Origin of the sequence: uncultured Succiniclasticum sp., from assembly GCF_902793885.1 — a bacterium.
Lineage (GTDB): Bacteria > Bacillota > Negativicutes > Acidaminococcales > Acidaminococcaceae > Succiniclasticum.
On sequence record NZ_CADBFF010000001.1, the window covers coordinates 1 to 14,883 of the forward strand.

Sequence of the window (14,883 nt, forward strand, 5' to 3'; positions counted from 1 at the left end):
TTGATAAGGTACAATAAGTTGCGCAAAATTAAATAGACATGGTGTAAATCCTTTTGTAGAATTAAGTTACCACACCAAATCAACAAGGAGGATTTACCCATGTCCAACAATATTATACAGTTGAATCAAGAATTAATCCATAATGAATTAAAGGATTTGGTAAAAAACAGTGTCGAAGAAACACTGAATGCTTTACTGGATCACGAAGCGGAGAATCTCGTTAATGCACAGAAATACGAGCGTTCCGCAAACCGTCAGGGCTACCGGGCCGGTCATTACAACCGTAAGCTGCAGACCACTGCCGGTAATGTAGACTTAAAAGTTCCTAAGCTAAAAGGGCTTTCCTTCGAGACAGCGATTATCGAACGCTATCGCCGCAGGGAAACCTCTGTGGAAGAAGCACTCATCGAAATGTATCTGGCCGGAGTATCCGTCCGTCGTGTGGAGGATATCACCGAAGCCCTGTGGGGCACAAAGGTATCGCCGGGCACAATCAGCAACTTAAATAAAAAGGCTTATACACACATCGAAGCCTGGCGTACACGTCCCCTCACCGGGGCCTATCCCTATGTCTATGTAGATGGCATTTACTTAAAACGCAGTTGGGGTGGCGAGATCCAGAACGTATCTGTACTGGTTGCCATCGGTGTAAACGAAGAAGGATCACGAGAAATTCTTGGTGCAGCAGAAGGCCTCAAGGAAGACAGGCAAAGCTGGAAGAACTTCTTTATCTGGCTCAAAAGCCGTGGCCTGCAGGGCGTTCGTCTTATTATCGGAGATAAGAACCTGGGTATGTTGGAATCTATACCCGAAGTCTTCCCGGATGCCGCATATCAGCGTTGTACTGTACACTTCTACCGAAATATCTTCTCGGTAACACCCCGGAAGAAGATGCGTGTCGTGAGCTTAATGCTTAAAGCAATCCATGCCCAGGAAAGCAAAGCGGCAGCACGGGAGAAAGCCAGACAGGTAGCCGATAAACTTCGTGAGATGAAATTGTCTGCGGCTGCCAGAAAAGTTGAAGAAGGCATAGAGGAAACTCTGACCTATATGAACTTTCCTACAGAGCATTGGCGTAAGATCCGTACCAACAATGCTATGGAGCGGGTCAACCGGGAGATTAAACGACGGACGAAGGCCATAGGCGCATTTCCCGATGGAGCAAGCGCCTTGATGCTAGTCTGTGCCAGACTTCGTTATGTGGCAAACAGCCGCTGGGGGTGCAAGAATTATATGAATATGGATCATCTGAACGAAATCGCAGATGAATCATATGAGTATATAGATTGAATTCAACCACTACAAGGGGATTTTAAAATTTGCGCAAAACTATTGACACTATCTATTAAAGACCGTTCAAAGGTGCTTCAATTCGCTGTTAAACGCTTGTTAAAGTCAGGACAGAAAAAGTACGGTGTATTTCTGGAGTGGACGGACTAACGAACTGTGTACAATGATTAACGAACTCAAGAATGCAGTAATGAAGCGGCTTATAGAAATCGCTGAAAAAAAGGATTAACGAACTCCTTCACTCATTTTTTGCATAAATCTATCAAAATCATGCATAAAAGCTGTATATTTTGGACAGCGAAAGTCAGCCTACTTGTGGGCTTCAGGCTTAACTTTTATTACTTCCCCTGACATGATATAATTTGTTTGCGCCAAAATCATCACGAAGGGAGAGTGAGTATTATTTGCAGTATTTCTAATCCATATACTCCGTTTTCGCCAGAAATTATGAGGTTTTTAGAGAACCAGGAAAGGATTCGTCGCATGTGCGATGTACAGACACCGGCAGACATATTTGCATTAATGATGGCAAAATCAATAAGCAACGCATCATTGATAGGTCCACGCCAGCATGCGATCTGGAAAGCGTACATGATGGCTTCTGAACACGCCAGGTATTTTTCAACGTTTAACCAATTTGCAGGAATCCTTGGGCACTCTGCATTTGATAGGCAAATGGAGTTTGCAGAAAAACTACAGCGACTGCAACCACTCTTGAACCCAGAATATGTGGACAATGTTTCCCACCTAGCTGGATGGGCTAATTTAACTTTTGAATGGTATGATATAACTGGCCAAGAAATAAGCAATGATGAAGAGAAACAGGAAGCCCTTGAAAGGATATTTGGTTTTTTATCTGATTCTGAAACCTTGGATTCTCCTTATGTGATTGGCTTTTATCGAATCTGGAAGAATATTCCAAATAAAGTACAATTCCTCGATAAAATTGCAGAGATAATATGCTACTTTTATTCAATGTATAGTCTGAACGGTGAGATACCCGTTGGAATAGCATATTTAACTGTAGCAAGGACCCTTTTTAACATTTACTGTTTAGGTATTTATTTTTTACGGCCTGCGATAAAAGCAGGATATGAAGAAAAAGCGAATGCAGGAAAAGGTGGCGACAATCTGGAGTAGGATGTTTGCAAACTCTAAGCCTTCTTTCAAATGTATTTCAATCAAGATAGCCATCAACGAAATTATAAGGACTGTTATTGCTAACAGAGTTGTAGCTAATATTTCTTTCGCTTCATTGAGCTGTGTTTCGATGGAGCGACTTTCTTTTTCATCGTGTGGCTGCAGTATCTTAGGTAACATGATTTCCTCCTTAATGACCGCCTCTTCTGTTCCACAATCTGGCAGCATCTTCTTTACTGTTTTTCTTTATGGATTGTGGACCGTGTGCGCCACATAGGACGCAATAACACATGAAATATTGCACATTACTGCCTGCTGGGATGTATGCTCCATATTCAACTATTGCGTTTCCGCAAAACGGACATTTTTTTAGTTCGGCGTTTCGATTTTGCATTGCATCCATCTCCGTCCAAATTGCCAGCAGGCAGCTTCTGATTCCATGAATATGTCCAAGCGGTCTTTATATCCGCCGCCGAATCGGTCTGTCACAACCAGCACACGCCCATCCGGCAGCGTGACCCGCGTTCCAAAGGGCAAGTGATCTGCTGCGCACGTCCCGGGCTGCGGCATGACGCCGGAAGCGGTGGGGTTGCCTGTGTGGCAGTAGGCGCTGCAGTTCAGAGTCTGGAAGAAAGCAGTTAACAAAATCAGCTTTTTCATTTTTGTTCCACGCTTTCTTCCACCTTAGTCAATCCATCCGCTGCATATGCTCCGCAATAACCCTCAAGCCACACGCACATTGTCCCGCAGACCATTTGCGGGCCTTCCCGTACGGTGAAGACTTTACCGGCATTCTTTAATGACACGTAATATTTATCGTTCATAACAACCTTATCGCCTTTACTGAGCATTTTTTGACCTTCCTTTCATTAGTAATGCTGTTGGTACCAGATTGCTTTGCCACGGATAAGCTGCAGATCTTCATACAGGAAATGGCCGGGACAGGCGGTGGGCATCAGGTCACAGTGCCCGACTACGTGTCGCTTGTCCGGGATCAGGTCGTATTTGTCACACAGCCAGCCGATCAGGTAGGCCGCGGCCTCAATTAGGGCTTCAGTGGGTTCTGTATATTGAAAATTACCGCAAAGGTGGACGCCGATGGAGTTGCTGTTATATCCTTCCGCATGTGCACCGGAAGCCCATTCCGGGCGGCCTTCTTCGATCGTCCCGTCTTTCCGGATGATATAATGGTAGCCGCAGCCGGCCCATCCGTTCATGAGGTGCATGGCGTGGATCCGCTCGGCGGACAGGTCATTATCAACAAGATCACCGGTGTGGTGCACGACGATCATGACGGTGCGCGGGCGGCGCAAAAGGTTAGTGAATTGCAAATTATAATCTTTAATTGTAGGTGCTTTCATTTTTAATGCCTCCGTTTATCAGGTATGATATAATAATGAACAAGGAGTGATAACAAGATAATTAAAACAATAATATTGCTGGCAGAACCACCTTTTGCTCAAACAAAACATACTTCTGTGTTTCGCGTACACCTTCAAGTTCTTCTCGTACGATTTTTTCATAATCAACCATCTTGCGACCCTCCGTTTCAATAAAAATCCGGTATAGAACTTTGTTCTATACCGGTATTATCAGGGGTTTCTTCATAAGTTTACAGAGAAAGCATTTTATTAAAGTACTTATAAAATGGAAGAAAACAGCAATAAAAAAGCCTGGTTACCAAAATGGTAGCCAGGTTATTTTTCGCTTTTAGGGATTTCTGTTTCCTGATTTTTTTTATCTCTATTTACAAAAGCAGTAATTATGATAGTAAAAAAGGCTAAGAAACCCACACCTGCGAAAGTCGTGTTGCCCAAGTGGAGCGAATAAAAAACCATTCCTATCAACAATAAAGACAAACCACAGGCTATATATTGCCCTCTTTTAACAGAATCTATTTTTGCTTGCAAGGCTTTTTTATCCATCTCGCGAATGTGTGAGGAAGAATCTTCAAATTCCTTGAGAATTCTTTCGGGAAACGTTGCATCAATATTTCGGTATCCGGCCAATATAGAAGGCGGAGGTAACGGTCCGGCAAAACTTTCCTGATGAATAAACTGTTGTTGGGGCAGAGGAGAATTATTTATTGGAATCGCTGGACCTGTTGCCTGATCTTTTGCGATTTCCTTACCATTAAATTTTTTGTTTTGCTGCTTCTTCACTTTCTGTTATCACCTTTTCCATAGCTTTCTTTAAATTGCTTCCTGTCTTGTACCAAGCTTTTGAAATCAAAGAAGATGCATCTTTGGTGTAGTAATCAGCATAATTTACAGTAGGAAAAATGGTAAATGTCGAAAAACCGCACATTACCATAGCCACTATTTTCTGTAGTTTTTTCATAGAAGCACCTCCTTATTATTTGTTATAGTTTCAATCAGCAATTTGAATAGCATTTTTGTACACTTTAATATACCACTTTTTATCATAAAGTTCAATAAAAAAAGAAATATTCCTGTGAATAATTCAGTTATGGCCTGCAGCGTTGGCAGGGAACATAGCCGCTGGCGATGGCTTCGTCGCGGGTTTCTATGTAAACCCTGTTGCTGGGTTTCATCTTGGCGACGGAACCGCAGGTATCGTGGTGGAATTTGCGGGTGTTACGGTTCCCGACATAGGCGAGGGCGGTGGAACAGATCAGGATTAGGACGGCGGTAAGTGCGAGTATGCGTTTCATCGGTGTGACCTGCCCCCGTTTTATGTACCACGGGGAATTTTAGTATAGCTGCAATAATCAAAATGTTTGCGCATATTCTGCCGGAGTCTTTTGGCCCAGCGCACTATGCGGGCGAACCATATTGTACTCGTCTTTCCATCGGGTGATTATCTCCCGTGCCTCCTGGAGATTATTGAACCAGTGCAGGTTAAGATACTCCTCCCGGTGATTAAAAATTCCCGGCGCTAATAACGGATGGGAATTTTTTCTGAGTTACGGTGCGAATTGTGTTGAAGCGGAAAGAGATCAGTTCCGAATTTTCTTTGACGATGGAGGATTTTATGGGAGAGGGGAAATAAGTTGTAGACTTGGGGGATACTCTAAAGTGAATGCTTTACATACATATTTGATTGTGTTAGAATAAAATAGCTGCGAAGAAGATAAAGGAGTTTTATTGTATATACAAAAGGTCAAAAAGACAAATGTTACATAAAACGGGGGCAGGCAAAGAGGCGAAAATGAATAAAGATGAAAAAAAGTCCAAATATTGCAAAAAGGATCTTATAATACTTGCTTTGATATTTATAATTGTCATTTTATTCCTTGTCATAATTTGGGCGATGGCAACAAAGTCTAATGAACAGTTTTATGCTGAATTTTCGTTCGCAGCAACAATTTCCTCTATAATTTTATCAATAATTGCAATTGGTATGAGTATAGCTGGAAGCGCTAGGATGGAGTTAATATATAACAGGGCTGAAAATGAGGTAGTTGAAATAACAAATGTCAGAAAAGATATAAAAACTCTTATTGGGAAGATTACTAAAAAAATTGACGCAATTAAGTCTGATACGGATCAAATAAGATCTTGTGTAATAGCTATAAATGATACTAATAAATATGTAATTACTGAAACACCGGAGAACAGTGGAAAAGGTAAAATTTTAAATAATGAAGACATTGAAATACAGGGAAAACCATTCGGTACTGAAAGACAGGAAGGGGAATAAAGTAATATGAAAGTGTCTATACAAAAAAAGAGTTCTGTATATGATATTGTCGATTCAGGCACAGCGTTTAATTACTTAAATGATGATTCCGTAAAATTAGACATAGAGTTAAATGGCGAATTCGCTTTCTCTATTGAATTCTTATTCCCAAAGGGAGATAAAGGGAAAAGCGATTTAAAAGTTGATTATGATAGTACTAAAAAATTGATTAAGTTTGCCTGTTTTGGTTTTGACAATTCATTAGGAACGGGAACAAAACAACCTATTGAAATCGGTATATTTAACGGTAAAAAACTGTTTATCCATTTTTGGATTTATTCATTAGGCGAAAGCCAGGTAAAAAAACTGGAGTATTGTTTCTTTATGGAAAGACAATAATGGGAGCGATTTTGATAACTGTTTGTTTGATGATGGTAATATCAGCGCTAAGAAACTTCCTAACGTTTAAGGTTTTGTGGAAGTGAGTGTTAGTTTTGTATGGTTGTAAATGGGAGTAAAAATGGAAGGTACCACAGAGATTAACGGCAATCATTATGAATTTAAAATTCAAAAGGTTTTGTTAAAAAAACGGCATACTAATTAGCCGAGTCGTATTAACGTATTTGTGGGAGCAAATAATTGTGGTAAGACACGCTTGTTAAAGAAATATCTGGGTATGTGCTTGGAAATATTGGCAATAAAATTCTTTTGCAGAGAATTTCGATTCCAAAACCCAAAACATGGATTGAACTAAATGAAAATTACTACTTTGAAGTTATTAATACAACTATAGATAAAAAAAGAGTATTTTAAAATATACTATCTGTGTGGCTGGACATATACCAATGACTTGTTGTTTTATGGTAGAGCCTTTTTACACAATATAAGAATCAGGCTGAAGCAGAAAAGATAGCTGTTAGCGGTGGGCAGGACTGTAGTTATTGTATAAATTACCGTTATAATTTATGGACAAAGAATTCAGAGAGTGTTTGATTATTACAGGAATTATCTGTTTATGTACCGGGCTGTTTTCCATGGCCTGTCACATGGGCTGGCTGGCGCAGGATTCTTCTTTGTTAGGAACCCTGGCCCGCAGCATTTACGGGCCGGATGTGCGGCAGGAGATGAAGAGGCTGCAGCTGGTAAAGAAAACTACACCGGAAATTCCGCGGATTACGGCTTTGTGCTACCATGAGGTGCGGCCGGCTCGGAAAGAGGATCTTCTGAATGTGCCGCCGGAGGTTTTTCGCCGGCATATTCAGGAGTTTAAGAAAGCCGGATACAAGTTTATTGATGTAAGCGATTTACAGCAGTTTAGGATGGGGACGGCAGAACTGCCGGAAAAAGCGGTGTTGATTTCCTTTGACGACGGCTACGCGGATAATTATAGGTATGCGTACCCGATTTTGTTGGAAGAGCAGGTACCGGGCACGTTTTTTGTGGTAAGCGGGACCATTGGGCACGACAACCGGATGACGGCAGATGAATTGCGGGAGATGCAGGCGAATGGGATGAAGATCGGCTCGCATACGGTCAGCCATGAAAATCTGGCGGAGATGGGAGCGCAGAGCGTCAACTTTGAGATGCGGGAATCCCGGGCCGCGTTGGAAAAGGTGCTGGGAAAACCGGTCTATGCGCTGGCCTATCCGGAAGGCAAGGTTAACGATGCCGTGCTGGCGGCTGTGAAAAATCACTATGATATGGCGTTTCTGGCCGAGGTTTCCCCGGAGGAAAAGCAGACTATGTATACGCTGCAGCGCTACGGGGTGTTCAGTTGGAACGAGCATATTGAGTCTATATTCAGGAACAGGTGAAGATGGGAAATGATTTCTTTATTTGCAATTCCAAAGGTAAAACCCTATGAAACTTACAGTTCTTATGGACAACAACACCTATATCGATCAGTATTATCTTGGCGAGCCCGCTTTCAGTGTATATATTGAGGACGGGGCAGAGAAAATTCTGTTTGACACCGGGTACTCCGATGCGTTTCTCCGCAATGCGGAACAGATGCAGGTTGATATGAACGCATTGACGTATATTGTTCTTTCCCACGGGCATAATGACCACAGCCGTGGCCTTACGTTTTTATGGGATAAATACGACTTGAAGAATGTTAAGCTGGTGGCTCATTCGGGCGTTTTTGTGCCGAAGAGGTACATGGGTGTGGATGTAGGCGCGCCTTTTTCAAGGCAGGATTGTATTGACCACGGTCTGCAGGTGATTGACGGCAGCAGACCGGTGAAGATTACGGAACGGCTGACCTTTCTCGGTGAAATCCCGAGAGTCACTTCCTTTGAATCCAGGGAGCCGATTGGTGAATGTACGGATACCGGGCAGGCCGATTTTGTGATGGATGATTCGGCCCTTGCCTATGAGGGGAAGGAAGGCGTCTTCATCGTTACCGGCTGTTCTCACAGCGGAATCTGCAATATTGTTTTGCAGGCATTGCGAATGAGCAGGCATAAAACGGTTTCCGGTATCATCGGCGGATTCCATCTGCTGAAAAAGAATCAGCAGCTTACGGAAACGATTCGCTTTCTGGAACACTATACGAAAGGGATGCTGTACCCCTGCCACTGCGTATCGTTCGCGGCGAAACACGAGATGATGAACACACTTCCCCTCACTGAGGTGGGGGTGGGGTTGAAGTTGGAGGTAGAATAAGGATAAATCTATAAAGTTTTTGCATTTTGGTGCAAAAACTTTTTTTCTGAATTTGTACAATTGTTGTTGACTATTGAAAAAAAGACCGGCTTGTTGCCGGTCAGTTAACCTTGGTACATATCTTATATTTTTTTTGCAGTGTTTTAAAACGTTCGTCACGGTAATCAATGTGACCGTCATTTAACAGTCGACCAAGGACAATACCGGGATCTCGGTTAATTTGATTTGCAAAATGTGAAATGTTTTGCACGGTGATGGCATGCCCGTGTTCGTTTAAAAACTTTTGATAGGCGTCAAGGGGAATTAGCATATTTTCCGCAAAAATATCTGCGGCATCCTCAGCATGACAGTTTTTTCCGTCAAAAGTGATTCCAAAATCTCCATGAACGATATGTCCGATTTCATGGAACAATGTGAACCAGAAAGTATCGGCATTTAATCTCCGATCATTTACCAGAAGCATGATATTATTTTTAATTTTTTTGGTTGCACCGTTAATTTTTGATCCGGTTAGATTTGGTAAAATTATAAAATTTACGCCTGCGTCAAAGAATGCCTTGTAAATCAAAGGGTAAAAATTTTGATGCTCGCTTGTTAATGTTAGTGCATACTTTATAGCATCATTAAGTTTGTTCCTGTCAAATTTTGGGGCAGGTTTTTTTAATGCCTGATTGGTTGCAATTTGAACCATAATATTTGCTTTGACAATATTAGACTCGGTTAATTCCGCTGTACTGCTTCTAAAATTTACGGTCATGTTTCTATCCTTAAAAACAGAAAGAGTAGAAACATTAAGAAATTTGCGTACCTGCTCAATTTGCAGGTCTTTTTTTCTTGGAAGCGATGGAAGAGCAAAATTAGTTTGAAAATATTTATAATCCAGATAATTAAAAATCTTTCTTTCTTCCTGTAGTGCTTTATCAGATTTTATTTCAGCGGTGACGGTATCGTAAGCGGTTTGCAGGTTTAGCCAGTATTCTACACTGGTATCCAGCATTCTGGATAATTTCATGGCAATATCAACAGAGAGGCTTTGTTCACCGTTTACCAGACAGCTAATATTTTTTGGTGTCGTATCCAGTCTTTTGGCAAAATCATACTGGGTAAGCCCGCTTTCTTCGATGACCTCGTTGATATAGTACCCGGGATGAAATGCAATTTTATCGTTATATTCGATATAGTTACTCATAATGCTTGCTTACCTCCCTTATTTCTACTATTTCTACATATTCGGCGATTGCATCAATATGACATGGAACAAATGGTCTTTTATTATTGTCTAACGGGCGTAGGATAATTCTCCACGGATCGGTGCGTGATTTCACATCAATAGCAAAGTAGCCATTCAGATTTTTGCCGTTCTTATTTTTCAGTTGATGGAAGCAAAATTGGTTTTGAACGATAATATCTTTAAGACTTACCGCGTTTTGCAGTGCATTGATTCTGGCTGCCAGGCTAATTGCAAGGATTTTTTTCCCACCAAAAAACTTTGTAGCAATGCTTGTACTCTGACAGAGTTTACGTAATTTCTCTGTCGTATAAATAAGGTCCATGTTTACTCCTATAATAAAATTACCTAAAAGGTAATTTTATTATAGCGTTTTCATCTTACTTAGTCAATGAGAAATAGGAAAAGCAAGATGTAAAGTCCTTGCTTTATGTTTTAATCAAACTCCTTTTTTCTTCTCGTTAAACTGATAAACTTCGTACAATCTTCCTTAAAGAACAGCGTCACTCGCCCGGTAGGGCCGTTGCGGTGCTTGGCCACGATCAGTTCCGTAATGTGGCTCGGGGTGTCTTCGGCTCCTTTGTAATAGTCTTCCCGGTAGAGGAACATGACGATGTCTGCGTCCTGTTCCAGAGAGCCGGATTCCCGCAGATCGCTGAGCATGGGCTGCTTGCTTTGGCGCAGTTCCACGCTGCGGCTTAACTGACTGAGGGCCAGCACGGGTACCTGCAGTTCCCGGGCCAGGGCTTTTAAGCCCCGGCTGATTTCTGTCACTTCCTGCTGCCGGTTGTCGTTGGCTTTGCGGCTGCGGCTGCCCTGCATCAGCTGCAGGTAGTCGATGACGAGAAAGTCCAGTCCCCCTTCCGCCTGTAAACGCCTTGCACGGCTTCGCAGGTCCAGAATGGAAAGGCCCGGGGTGTCGTCAATAAAAATGTGGGCTTCATCCAATTTGGCGGCTGCTTCCCACAGCCGGTTCCATTGGGCAAGGGAGTTGGCCGGCGCGCTGCTGTTGTGTGAATTTTGGCTGATTTGCTGTTTCCAGTTTTCCGGCTGTGGGCAGTCGGAGCGGACTCCTGTGCCGGACTCTGCAGCCAGGGTTTTCAGGCTGGTGTCTGCTTCGGTACAGAGCATCCGCTGTACCAACTGGTCGCTGCTCATTTCCAGACTGAAGAAGGCTACCCGTTTGGGGGCCTCTTTTTCTTTTGCGCCCCGCAGGGCTACGTTCTGGGCAATGTTTAAAGCCAGGGCTGTTTTCCCCATGGAAGGCCGTGCGGCTAAGATGATGAAATCCGAAGGGTGGAGGCCGGTGGTGAGTCGGTCCAAATCTGCAAAGCCGGTGGAAAGGCCGGTAACTGTGGTACCTCCGGTCTGCAGGTCGGTCATCCGGTCCATGGTGTGGGTCAGGATATCGTGGATGGGCACAAAGGCCTTGCCGTGTTTCCGCAGGGAGACCGAGTGCAGGGTCTGTTCCGCCCGGTCGATGAGGCTTTGGATATCTTCCTCTTTTTCAAAGCTCAGGGCGGTGATGGCAGCGCCGCTTTCTCCCAATTGCCGCAACAGGGCGTTGTTTACCACGATGCGGGCATGGTGCAGGGCGTTGGCGGACGTAGGGACGATATTGGCCAACAGGGTAATGTAGCTGACGCCGCCTACGTCATCCAGCTTGTTCTGGTTTTTCAGCTCTTCAATGAGGGTGATCATATCGATGGGCTGGTGCTTGGCGTGCATATCCAGCATGGTTTGGTAAATGATCTGATGAACAATGCGGTAAAAGTCAGGGGACTTCAGAATTTCTGCTATTTTATCAATAACGCTGTTATCGATGAGGATAGCGCTTAACACACTTTGTTCCGCTTCAATGTTCTGGGCGGGTACACGTTCTTGCATGGTAAATATTATCTCCTTTATTTTTTCTTCTTCGCTTCGATTGCCTTAAGCTTCGCTTCTTCCTTCCGCCGAACCTTTTCCTTTTCTTCCTGGCAGGGCTCTTTATAATTGTCCGGTTCTTCATACCAGGGGCCGGGGCCTTTCAGCAAGGCTTCCGTTTTGTTCATCTGCTCCTGGGTCTGGTGACGGCGGCTGGGTGGCGCGACCACCTGGACACAGCAGCAGCGCTGCCACAGGCGGCTTAAGGTCTGCAGGCGCAGGGCGTTGTTGCTTTTCACCAGGCTTTCCCTGTGGTAGGGGGTGGTGACCAGCATGGGGATATGGCGCTGGTAGCAGTTGCTGATGATGTACAGCACCATCTGGTTGCTGTAATTTCCTTCTCCTTCGCAGCCGTATTCATCGAAGACCAGCAGGTCTTTGCGGAAGAGCTGGTTCAGATAGTTCCGTTTGCCTTCGTTGCTGAGGGTGCCCAGCTCGGTCAGGATGTTGCGGAAGCTGGTGAAGAGGCAGTCGTAGCCTGCGTCCGTCAGGGCGTTGACGATCTGGGCGGCGGCATAACTTTTGCCGGCGCCGGCGCCCCCAAAGTACATGATGCCCATGCCTTCTTCTTTCATTTCCTTGTAGTTGTATACGTACTGCAGGCCCGTATTGGTGATGAACGGGTTTTCTCCGTTGTCGTGGGCAAAGTCCCAGTAGCACATAGTGTCCAGCCCGCAGAAGGCTTTGCGGCGGTATTCATACCGGATCAGGGCCTCGGTGGAGTCTTCTGGTGTTTCTGTTTTCATTTCGTTCATGCGGCATTCTCCTTTTTCAGTCCCAACAGTTTGGCTGCCTGTTCCAGACAGCTTCGCGTATGCTCATTCAGGGTTGTCAGCCCCTCCGTCATAAAGCCGGGATCCAGATAGCAGCTCTCTGTGTCTGTCCAGGGGGTGTATTCGGGACAGGTGGCGCCGTAATAGTTCTGTCCCCACTCTTGCTCCCGGTTCCGGTATTTGTTGTCCAGTATTTTCTGCAGATTGCCCGGCTTCAGCAGCCAGCCAAAGTAAATGACCCAGCCGCTGCTGTTAGAGCTTTTCCCCAGCAGGAAAGGGCTGTCCGCAACCATGCGGATCGCTTTGTGCAGGGTAGCTTCCCCGAATTCCTGCAGCAGAGTATGCAGTTTTTCCATCATATCCGGGTACAGGCCTTTCAGCTTTGACCGCAGAGGCAGCTGGTTCCATGCCTGTAACAGGTTCTGATACACCTCTGGTAAGTTGGCCAGCGGAATGAACCGGTGCGGATTATTTTCCGGAACAAAAGGCAGGCAGTTGCCGACCGGTTCCGGGGAGAGGGCGTTGGTTGTTGCTGTTTCTTTGCGGGACATAACAGGGTCAGACATGGTAGATGTGGTTTTTGATTTGGTATTAATATTATAAGTATTAGTATAAGTAGTATCCTCTGCCCACTGTCCCCAAGTGTCCCCGGGGACACTGTTAGGGACATTCTGGGGACAAGTCCCCAGAACAGCGAAGTCGCCCTTGGGGACAGTCGCCATGCCCTGGGGACAAGCCTCCGGGACACGGGGGACCGCGCAGGGGACACCTGCCAGTGCAAGACCGGGACTGCCGGCTGCTGAAATAGCTGCGGTCTGGCCTAACGCTTTCAGGTTTTCTTTCAGCCTTATGCCCGCCCGGTACGCTGCCTTTTTCACCCGTTCATATTCCCGGTTCATAGCAACCAGTTTGGCGGCAAGGGCATTGGTCTCCGCCTTTAACGTCTCGTCTGTCGTCGCAGCTTCTGTGGCGGGCGAGACGCTTTCGTTTTGTTCAGTAGCTACTGCTACAGGCGTACCCAAATCGTTTGTTGTTAATTCAATCACCAACGGTTTGTCCGGAGAAGTGATTTTCAATTTGACGACGTTGTCTTTTTCTTTGATGGCTATTTCTAAGTTCAAAGTTTTACCTCCAATTTTTGTAAGTTAGTGCCGGGGGATGTCCCGTGAGGGTCCCAGTCTGACGACACCGAGCAACGCGAACGTAGCGAGCGTGCGCAGTGAGGAAGTGGGAGGCGGGACACCCCCGGCACTTATACAATTTGTGAAAATGCGGCACGGGCACACCGAGGAGTGGGAGACGGGACACACCCGGAGTAAGGTATCAGTTAAAAAATCAAGGGACACCCCGACACTTATACAACATGCTGCTCCTCAAAAATGCGGCGCAGCTTCTTCAGGGCACAATATTTGGCCGTGCTTACGCATAATTTGGAACAATGCAGTTCCCCGGCAATTTCAGCTACGCTCAGCTGACGGTAGAAAATTCCATGGATTACCTGCTTTTCTCTCGGACTCAGATATTTCAGACATTCCTGTACCCGATGTTTCTGCTCTGCCAGCAGTGTCTGGTGTTCCGGACCTAATCGTGTGTCAGCCGGTAAATTTGCGATGACATCGGTATTGTCGTCGTCATCCTCGGACTGGCTGCTGTTTCCCGGTTTACTGGATGTTTCGAAGTACCTTCGGTTTTTGATCCGGTCGATCTGGTTCATCAGGTCGCAGCGGATGGACCGTTTCAGCATGGTGGGAATATCCTGCTTTTCTTTCCGTAACCGTTCGTGCATCAGAAAGTCCATCATGGTATGGTTGGCGATGCTGTACGCTTCGTCTTTCCCCAGTACAGATACAACGTTGGGCAGGCTGCTGTAGTATTTGGCAATGGGCATGGCCAGTGTGGTGAAGATCTCAATGGCCCTGGGGTCATAGGCTCGGGCCTGCAGCATCAGCTGTTTCAGCTGGTTTGCAGGGATGGACAGCAAATCAGGGGGAGTTTGGGGCCAGGCTATGTCAATCGTGTAATCGGGCCAGTCGGGTTGCCATCGGTTGCTGACAAAAGCCGGCTGGTCAGAAGCCTCGCTGTTGTTTGTGAATCCGGATACATTTTTGCTTATTGTTTTGTCCATGCTAATTACCTCCGTATAACTGTGTTAGAAAATGAATATACTTAATATCGCGAAAGCATACTATCGATGTAGCGACTTTTTTAGAATAAATG

The 14,883-nt window shown here is 45.0% G+C and carries 19 protein-coding genes and 1 pseudogene; 6 read left to right on the top strand and 14 right to left on the bottom strand.

From position 1 onward, the window contains the following. The first annotated feature begins 99 nt into the window (after positions 1-99). Positions 100-1,290, top strand: coding sequence for an IS256 family transposase (locus tag QZV31_RS00005; protein WP_093731167.1), 1,191 nt, complete (start codon positions 100-102; stop codon positions 1,288-1,290). A gap of 591 nt (positions 1,291-1,881) precedes the next feature. Beyond that, positions 1,882-2,430 carry a hypothetical protein gene (locus tag QZV31_RS00010; protein ID WP_295356425.1) on the top strand — a complete coding sequence of 183 codons (549 nt, stop codon included), beginning with the start codon at positions 1,882-1,884 and terminating at the stop codon, positions 2,428-2,430. Between the two features lie 190 nt (positions 2,431-2,620). On the opposite strand, the gene QZV31_RS12930 is transcribed toward QZV31_RS00010, so the two are convergent. The 8 genes and pseudogenes from QZV31_RS12930 to QZV31_RS12940 form a co-directional block, all read right to left on the bottom strand. Beyond that, positions 2,621-2,833: a Lar family restriction alleviation protein gene (locus tag QZV31_RS12930; RefSeq protein WP_366508661.1), complete on the bottom strand. Its 213-nt coding sequence runs from the start codon at positions 2,831-2,833 to the stop codon at positions 2,621-2,623. Next, on the bottom strand, positions 2,800-3,090 hold the full coding sequence (locus QZV31_RS00015) for a 3D domain-containing protein (protein WP_295356427.1): 291 nt from the start codon (positions 3,088-3,090) through the stop codon (positions 2,800-2,802). Before QZV31_RS00015 ends, QZV31_RS12930 begins: the two co-directional genes overlap by 34 nt. Next, entirely contained in the window at positions 3,087-3,281 is a 195-nt protein-coding gene (locus QZV31_RS00020; protein WP_295356429.1) for a hypothetical protein, read from the bottom strand. The genes QZV31_RS00015 and QZV31_RS00020 overlap by 4 nt, the downstream gene beginning before the upstream one ends. A gap of 18 nt (positions 3,282-3,299) precedes the next feature. Further along, positions 3,300-3,791 (bottom strand): peptidoglycan recognition family protein, encoded by a 492-nt coding sequence (locus QZV31_RS00025; RefSeq protein ID WP_295356431.1) that lies wholly within the window; start codon positions 3,789-3,791, stop codon positions 3,300-3,302. 336 nt (positions 3,792-4,127) lie between these two features. Then, the gene (locus QZV31_RS00030; RefSeq protein ID WP_295356434.1) at positions 4,128-4,592 is read right to left on the bottom strand and encodes a DUF2335 domain-containing protein; all 465 of its coding nucleotides are present in this window, start codon (positions 4,590-4,592) and stop codon (positions 4,128-4,130) included. Continuing rightward, positions 4,564-4,770: a hypothetical protein gene (locus QZV31_RS00035; RefSeq protein ID WP_295356437.1), complete on the bottom strand. Its 207-nt coding sequence runs from the start codon at positions 4,768-4,770 to the stop codon at positions 4,564-4,566. Before QZV31_RS00035 ends, QZV31_RS00030 begins: the two co-directional genes overlap by 29 nt. Positions 4,771-4,897: 127 nt before the next feature. Further along, positions 4,898-5,104: an Ada metal-binding domain-containing protein gene (locus tag QZV31_RS12935; protein WP_366508662.1), complete on the bottom strand. Its 207-nt coding sequence runs from the start codon at positions 5,102-5,104 to the stop codon at positions 4,898-4,900. 57 nt (positions 5,105-5,161) lie between these two features. Beyond that, positions 5,162-5,308: pseudogene (locus tag QZV31_RS12940) on the bottom strand (integrase core domain-containing protein); the annotation flags it as partial. 293 nt (positions 5,309-5,601) lie between these two features. Between QZV31_RS12940 and QZV31_RS00040 the strand changes: the two are divergent. The 4 genes from QZV31_RS00040 (at position 5,602) to QZV31_RS00055 (ending at position 8,739) form a co-directional block, all read left to right on the top strand. After that, positions 5,602-6,093 (top strand): hypothetical protein, encoded by a 492-nt coding sequence (locus QZV31_RS00040; RefSeq protein ID WP_295356440.1) that lies wholly within the window; start codon positions 5,602-5,604, stop codon positions 6,091-6,093. A gap of 6 nt (positions 6,094-6,099) precedes the next feature. Beyond that, positions 6,100-6,471 carry a DUF6864 domain-containing function gene (locus QZV31_RS00045; protein ID WP_295356443.1) on the top strand — a complete coding sequence of 124 codons (372 nt, stop codon included), beginning with the start codon at positions 6,100-6,102 and terminating at the stop codon, positions 6,469-6,471. Positions 6,472-7,061: 590 nt separating this feature from the next. Beyond that, on the top strand, positions 7,062-7,886 hold the full coding sequence (locus tag QZV31_RS00050; RefSeq protein WP_295356446.1) for a polysaccharide deacetylase family protein: 825 nt from the start codon (positions 7,062-7,064) through the stop codon (positions 7,884-7,886). 46 nt (positions 7,887-7,932) lie between these two features. Next, entirely contained in the window at positions 7,933-8,739 is an 807-nt protein-coding gene (locus QZV31_RS00055) for an MBL fold metallo-hydrolase (protein WP_295356449.1), read from the top strand. 100 nt (positions 8,740-8,839) lie between these two features. Here the strand turns inward: QZV31_RS00055 and QZV31_RS00060 are convergent, their stop codons facing one another. The 6 genes from QZV31_RS00060 to QZV31_RS00085 form a co-directional block, all read right to left on the bottom strand. Continuing rightward, a complete protein-coding gene (locus QZV31_RS00060) occupies positions 8,840-9,928 on the bottom strand; it encodes a HigA family addiction module antitoxin (protein ID WP_295356450.1) in 1,089 nt (362 codons plus the stop codon). Further along, the gene (locus QZV31_RS00065) at positions 9,921-10,292 is read right to left on the bottom strand and encodes a hypothetical protein (RefSeq protein WP_295356452.1); all 372 of its coding nucleotides are present in this window, start codon (positions 10,290-10,292) and stop codon (positions 9,921-9,923) included. Before QZV31_RS00065 ends, QZV31_RS00060 begins: the two co-directional genes overlap by 8 nt. 110 nt (positions 10,293-10,402) lie before the next feature. Continuing rightward, positions 10,403-11,854 (bottom strand): replicative DNA helicase, encoded by a 1,452-nt coding sequence (locus QZV31_RS00070; protein ID WP_295356453.1) that lies wholly within the window; start codon positions 11,852-11,854, stop codon positions 10,403-10,405. Positions 11,855-11,871: 17 nt separating this feature from the next. Further along, positions 11,872-12,648, bottom strand: coding sequence for an ATP-binding protein (locus QZV31_RS00075; RefSeq protein ID WP_295356454.1), 777 nt, complete (start codon positions 12,646-12,648; stop codon positions 11,872-11,874). Next, entirely contained in the window at positions 12,645-13,787 is a 1,143-nt protein-coding gene (locus QZV31_RS00080) for a hypothetical protein (protein ID WP_295356455.1), read from the bottom strand. Before QZV31_RS00080 ends, QZV31_RS00075 begins: the two co-directional genes overlap by 4 nt. 233 nt (positions 13,788-14,020) lie before the next feature. Then, positions 14,021-14,791, bottom strand: coding sequence for a sigma-70 family RNA polymerase sigma factor (locus tag QZV31_RS00085; RefSeq protein ID WP_295356456.1), 771 nt, complete (start codon positions 14,789-14,791; stop codon positions 14,021-14,023). Positions 14,792-14,883: the final 92 nt, after the last annotated feature.

What these genes read in the sequence shown, in the direction of transcription:
- QZV31_RS00070 (WP_295356453.1), bottom strand. Translation starts at nt 11,854, where the DNA reads ATGCAAGAACGTGTACCCGCCCAGAACATTGAAGCGGAACAAAGTGTG.
- QZV31_RS00035 (WP_295356437.1), bottom strand. Translation starts at nt 4,770, where the DNA reads ATGAAAAAACTACAGAAAATAGTGGCTATGGTAATGTGCGGTTTTTCG.
- QZV31_RS00065 (WP_295356452.1), bottom strand. Translation starts at nt 10,292, where the DNA reads ATGGACCTTATTTATACGACAGAGAAATTACGTAAACTCTGTCAGAGT.
- QZV31_RS00010 (WP_295356425.1), top strand. Translation starts at nt 1,882, where the DNA reads ATGATGGCTTCTGAACACGCCAGGTATTTTTCAACGTTTAACCAATTT.
- QZV31_RS00055 (WP_295356449.1), top strand. Translation starts at nt 7,933, where the DNA reads ATGAAACTTACAGTTCTTATGGACAACAACACCTATATCGATCAGTAT.
- QZV31_RS00005 (WP_093731167.1), top strand. Translation starts at nt 100, where the DNA reads ATGTCCAACAATATTATACAGTTGAATCAAGAATTAATCCATAATGAA.
- QZV31_RS00015 (WP_295356427.1), bottom strand. Translation starts at nt 3,090, where the DNA reads ATGAAAAAGCTGATTTTGTTAACTGCTTTCTTCCAGACTCTGAACTGC.
- QZV31_RS00085 (WP_295356456.1), bottom strand. Translation starts at nt 14,791, where the DNA reads ATGGACAAAACAATAAGCAAAAATGTATCCGGATTCACAAACAACAGC.
- QZV31_RS00075 (WP_295356454.1), bottom strand. Translation starts at nt 12,648, where the DNA reads ATGAACGAAATGAAAACAGAAACACCAGAAGACTCCACCGAGGCCCTG.
- QZV31_RS00020 (WP_295356429.1), bottom strand. Translation starts at nt 3,281, where the DNA reads ATGCTCAGTAAAGGCGATAAGGTTGTTATGAACGATAAATATTACGTG.
- QZV31_RS00060 (WP_295356450.1), bottom strand. Translation starts at nt 9,928, where the DNA reads ATGAGTAACTATATCGAATATAACGATAAAATTGCATTTCATCCCGGG.
- QZV31_RS00025 (WP_295356431.1), bottom strand. Translation starts at nt 3,791, where the DNA reads ATGAAAGCACCTACAATTAAAGATTATAATTTGCAATTCACTAACCTT.
- QZV31_RS00040 (WP_295356440.1), top strand. Translation starts at nt 5,602, where the DNA reads ATGAATAAAGATGAAAAAAAGTCCAAATATTGCAAAAAGGATCTTATA.
- QZV31_RS00045 (WP_295356443.1), top strand. Translation starts at nt 6,100, where the DNA reads ATGAAAGTGTCTATACAAAAAAAGAGTTCTGTATATGATATTGTCGAT.
- QZV31_RS12930 (WP_366508661.1), bottom strand. Translation starts at nt 2,833, where the DNA reads ATGGATGCAATGCAAAATCGAAACGCCGAACTAAAAAAATGTCCGTTT.
- QZV31_RS12935 (WP_366508662.1), bottom strand. Translation starts at nt 5,104, where the DNA reads ATGAAACGCATACTCGCACTTACCGCCGTCCTAATCCTGATCTGTTCC.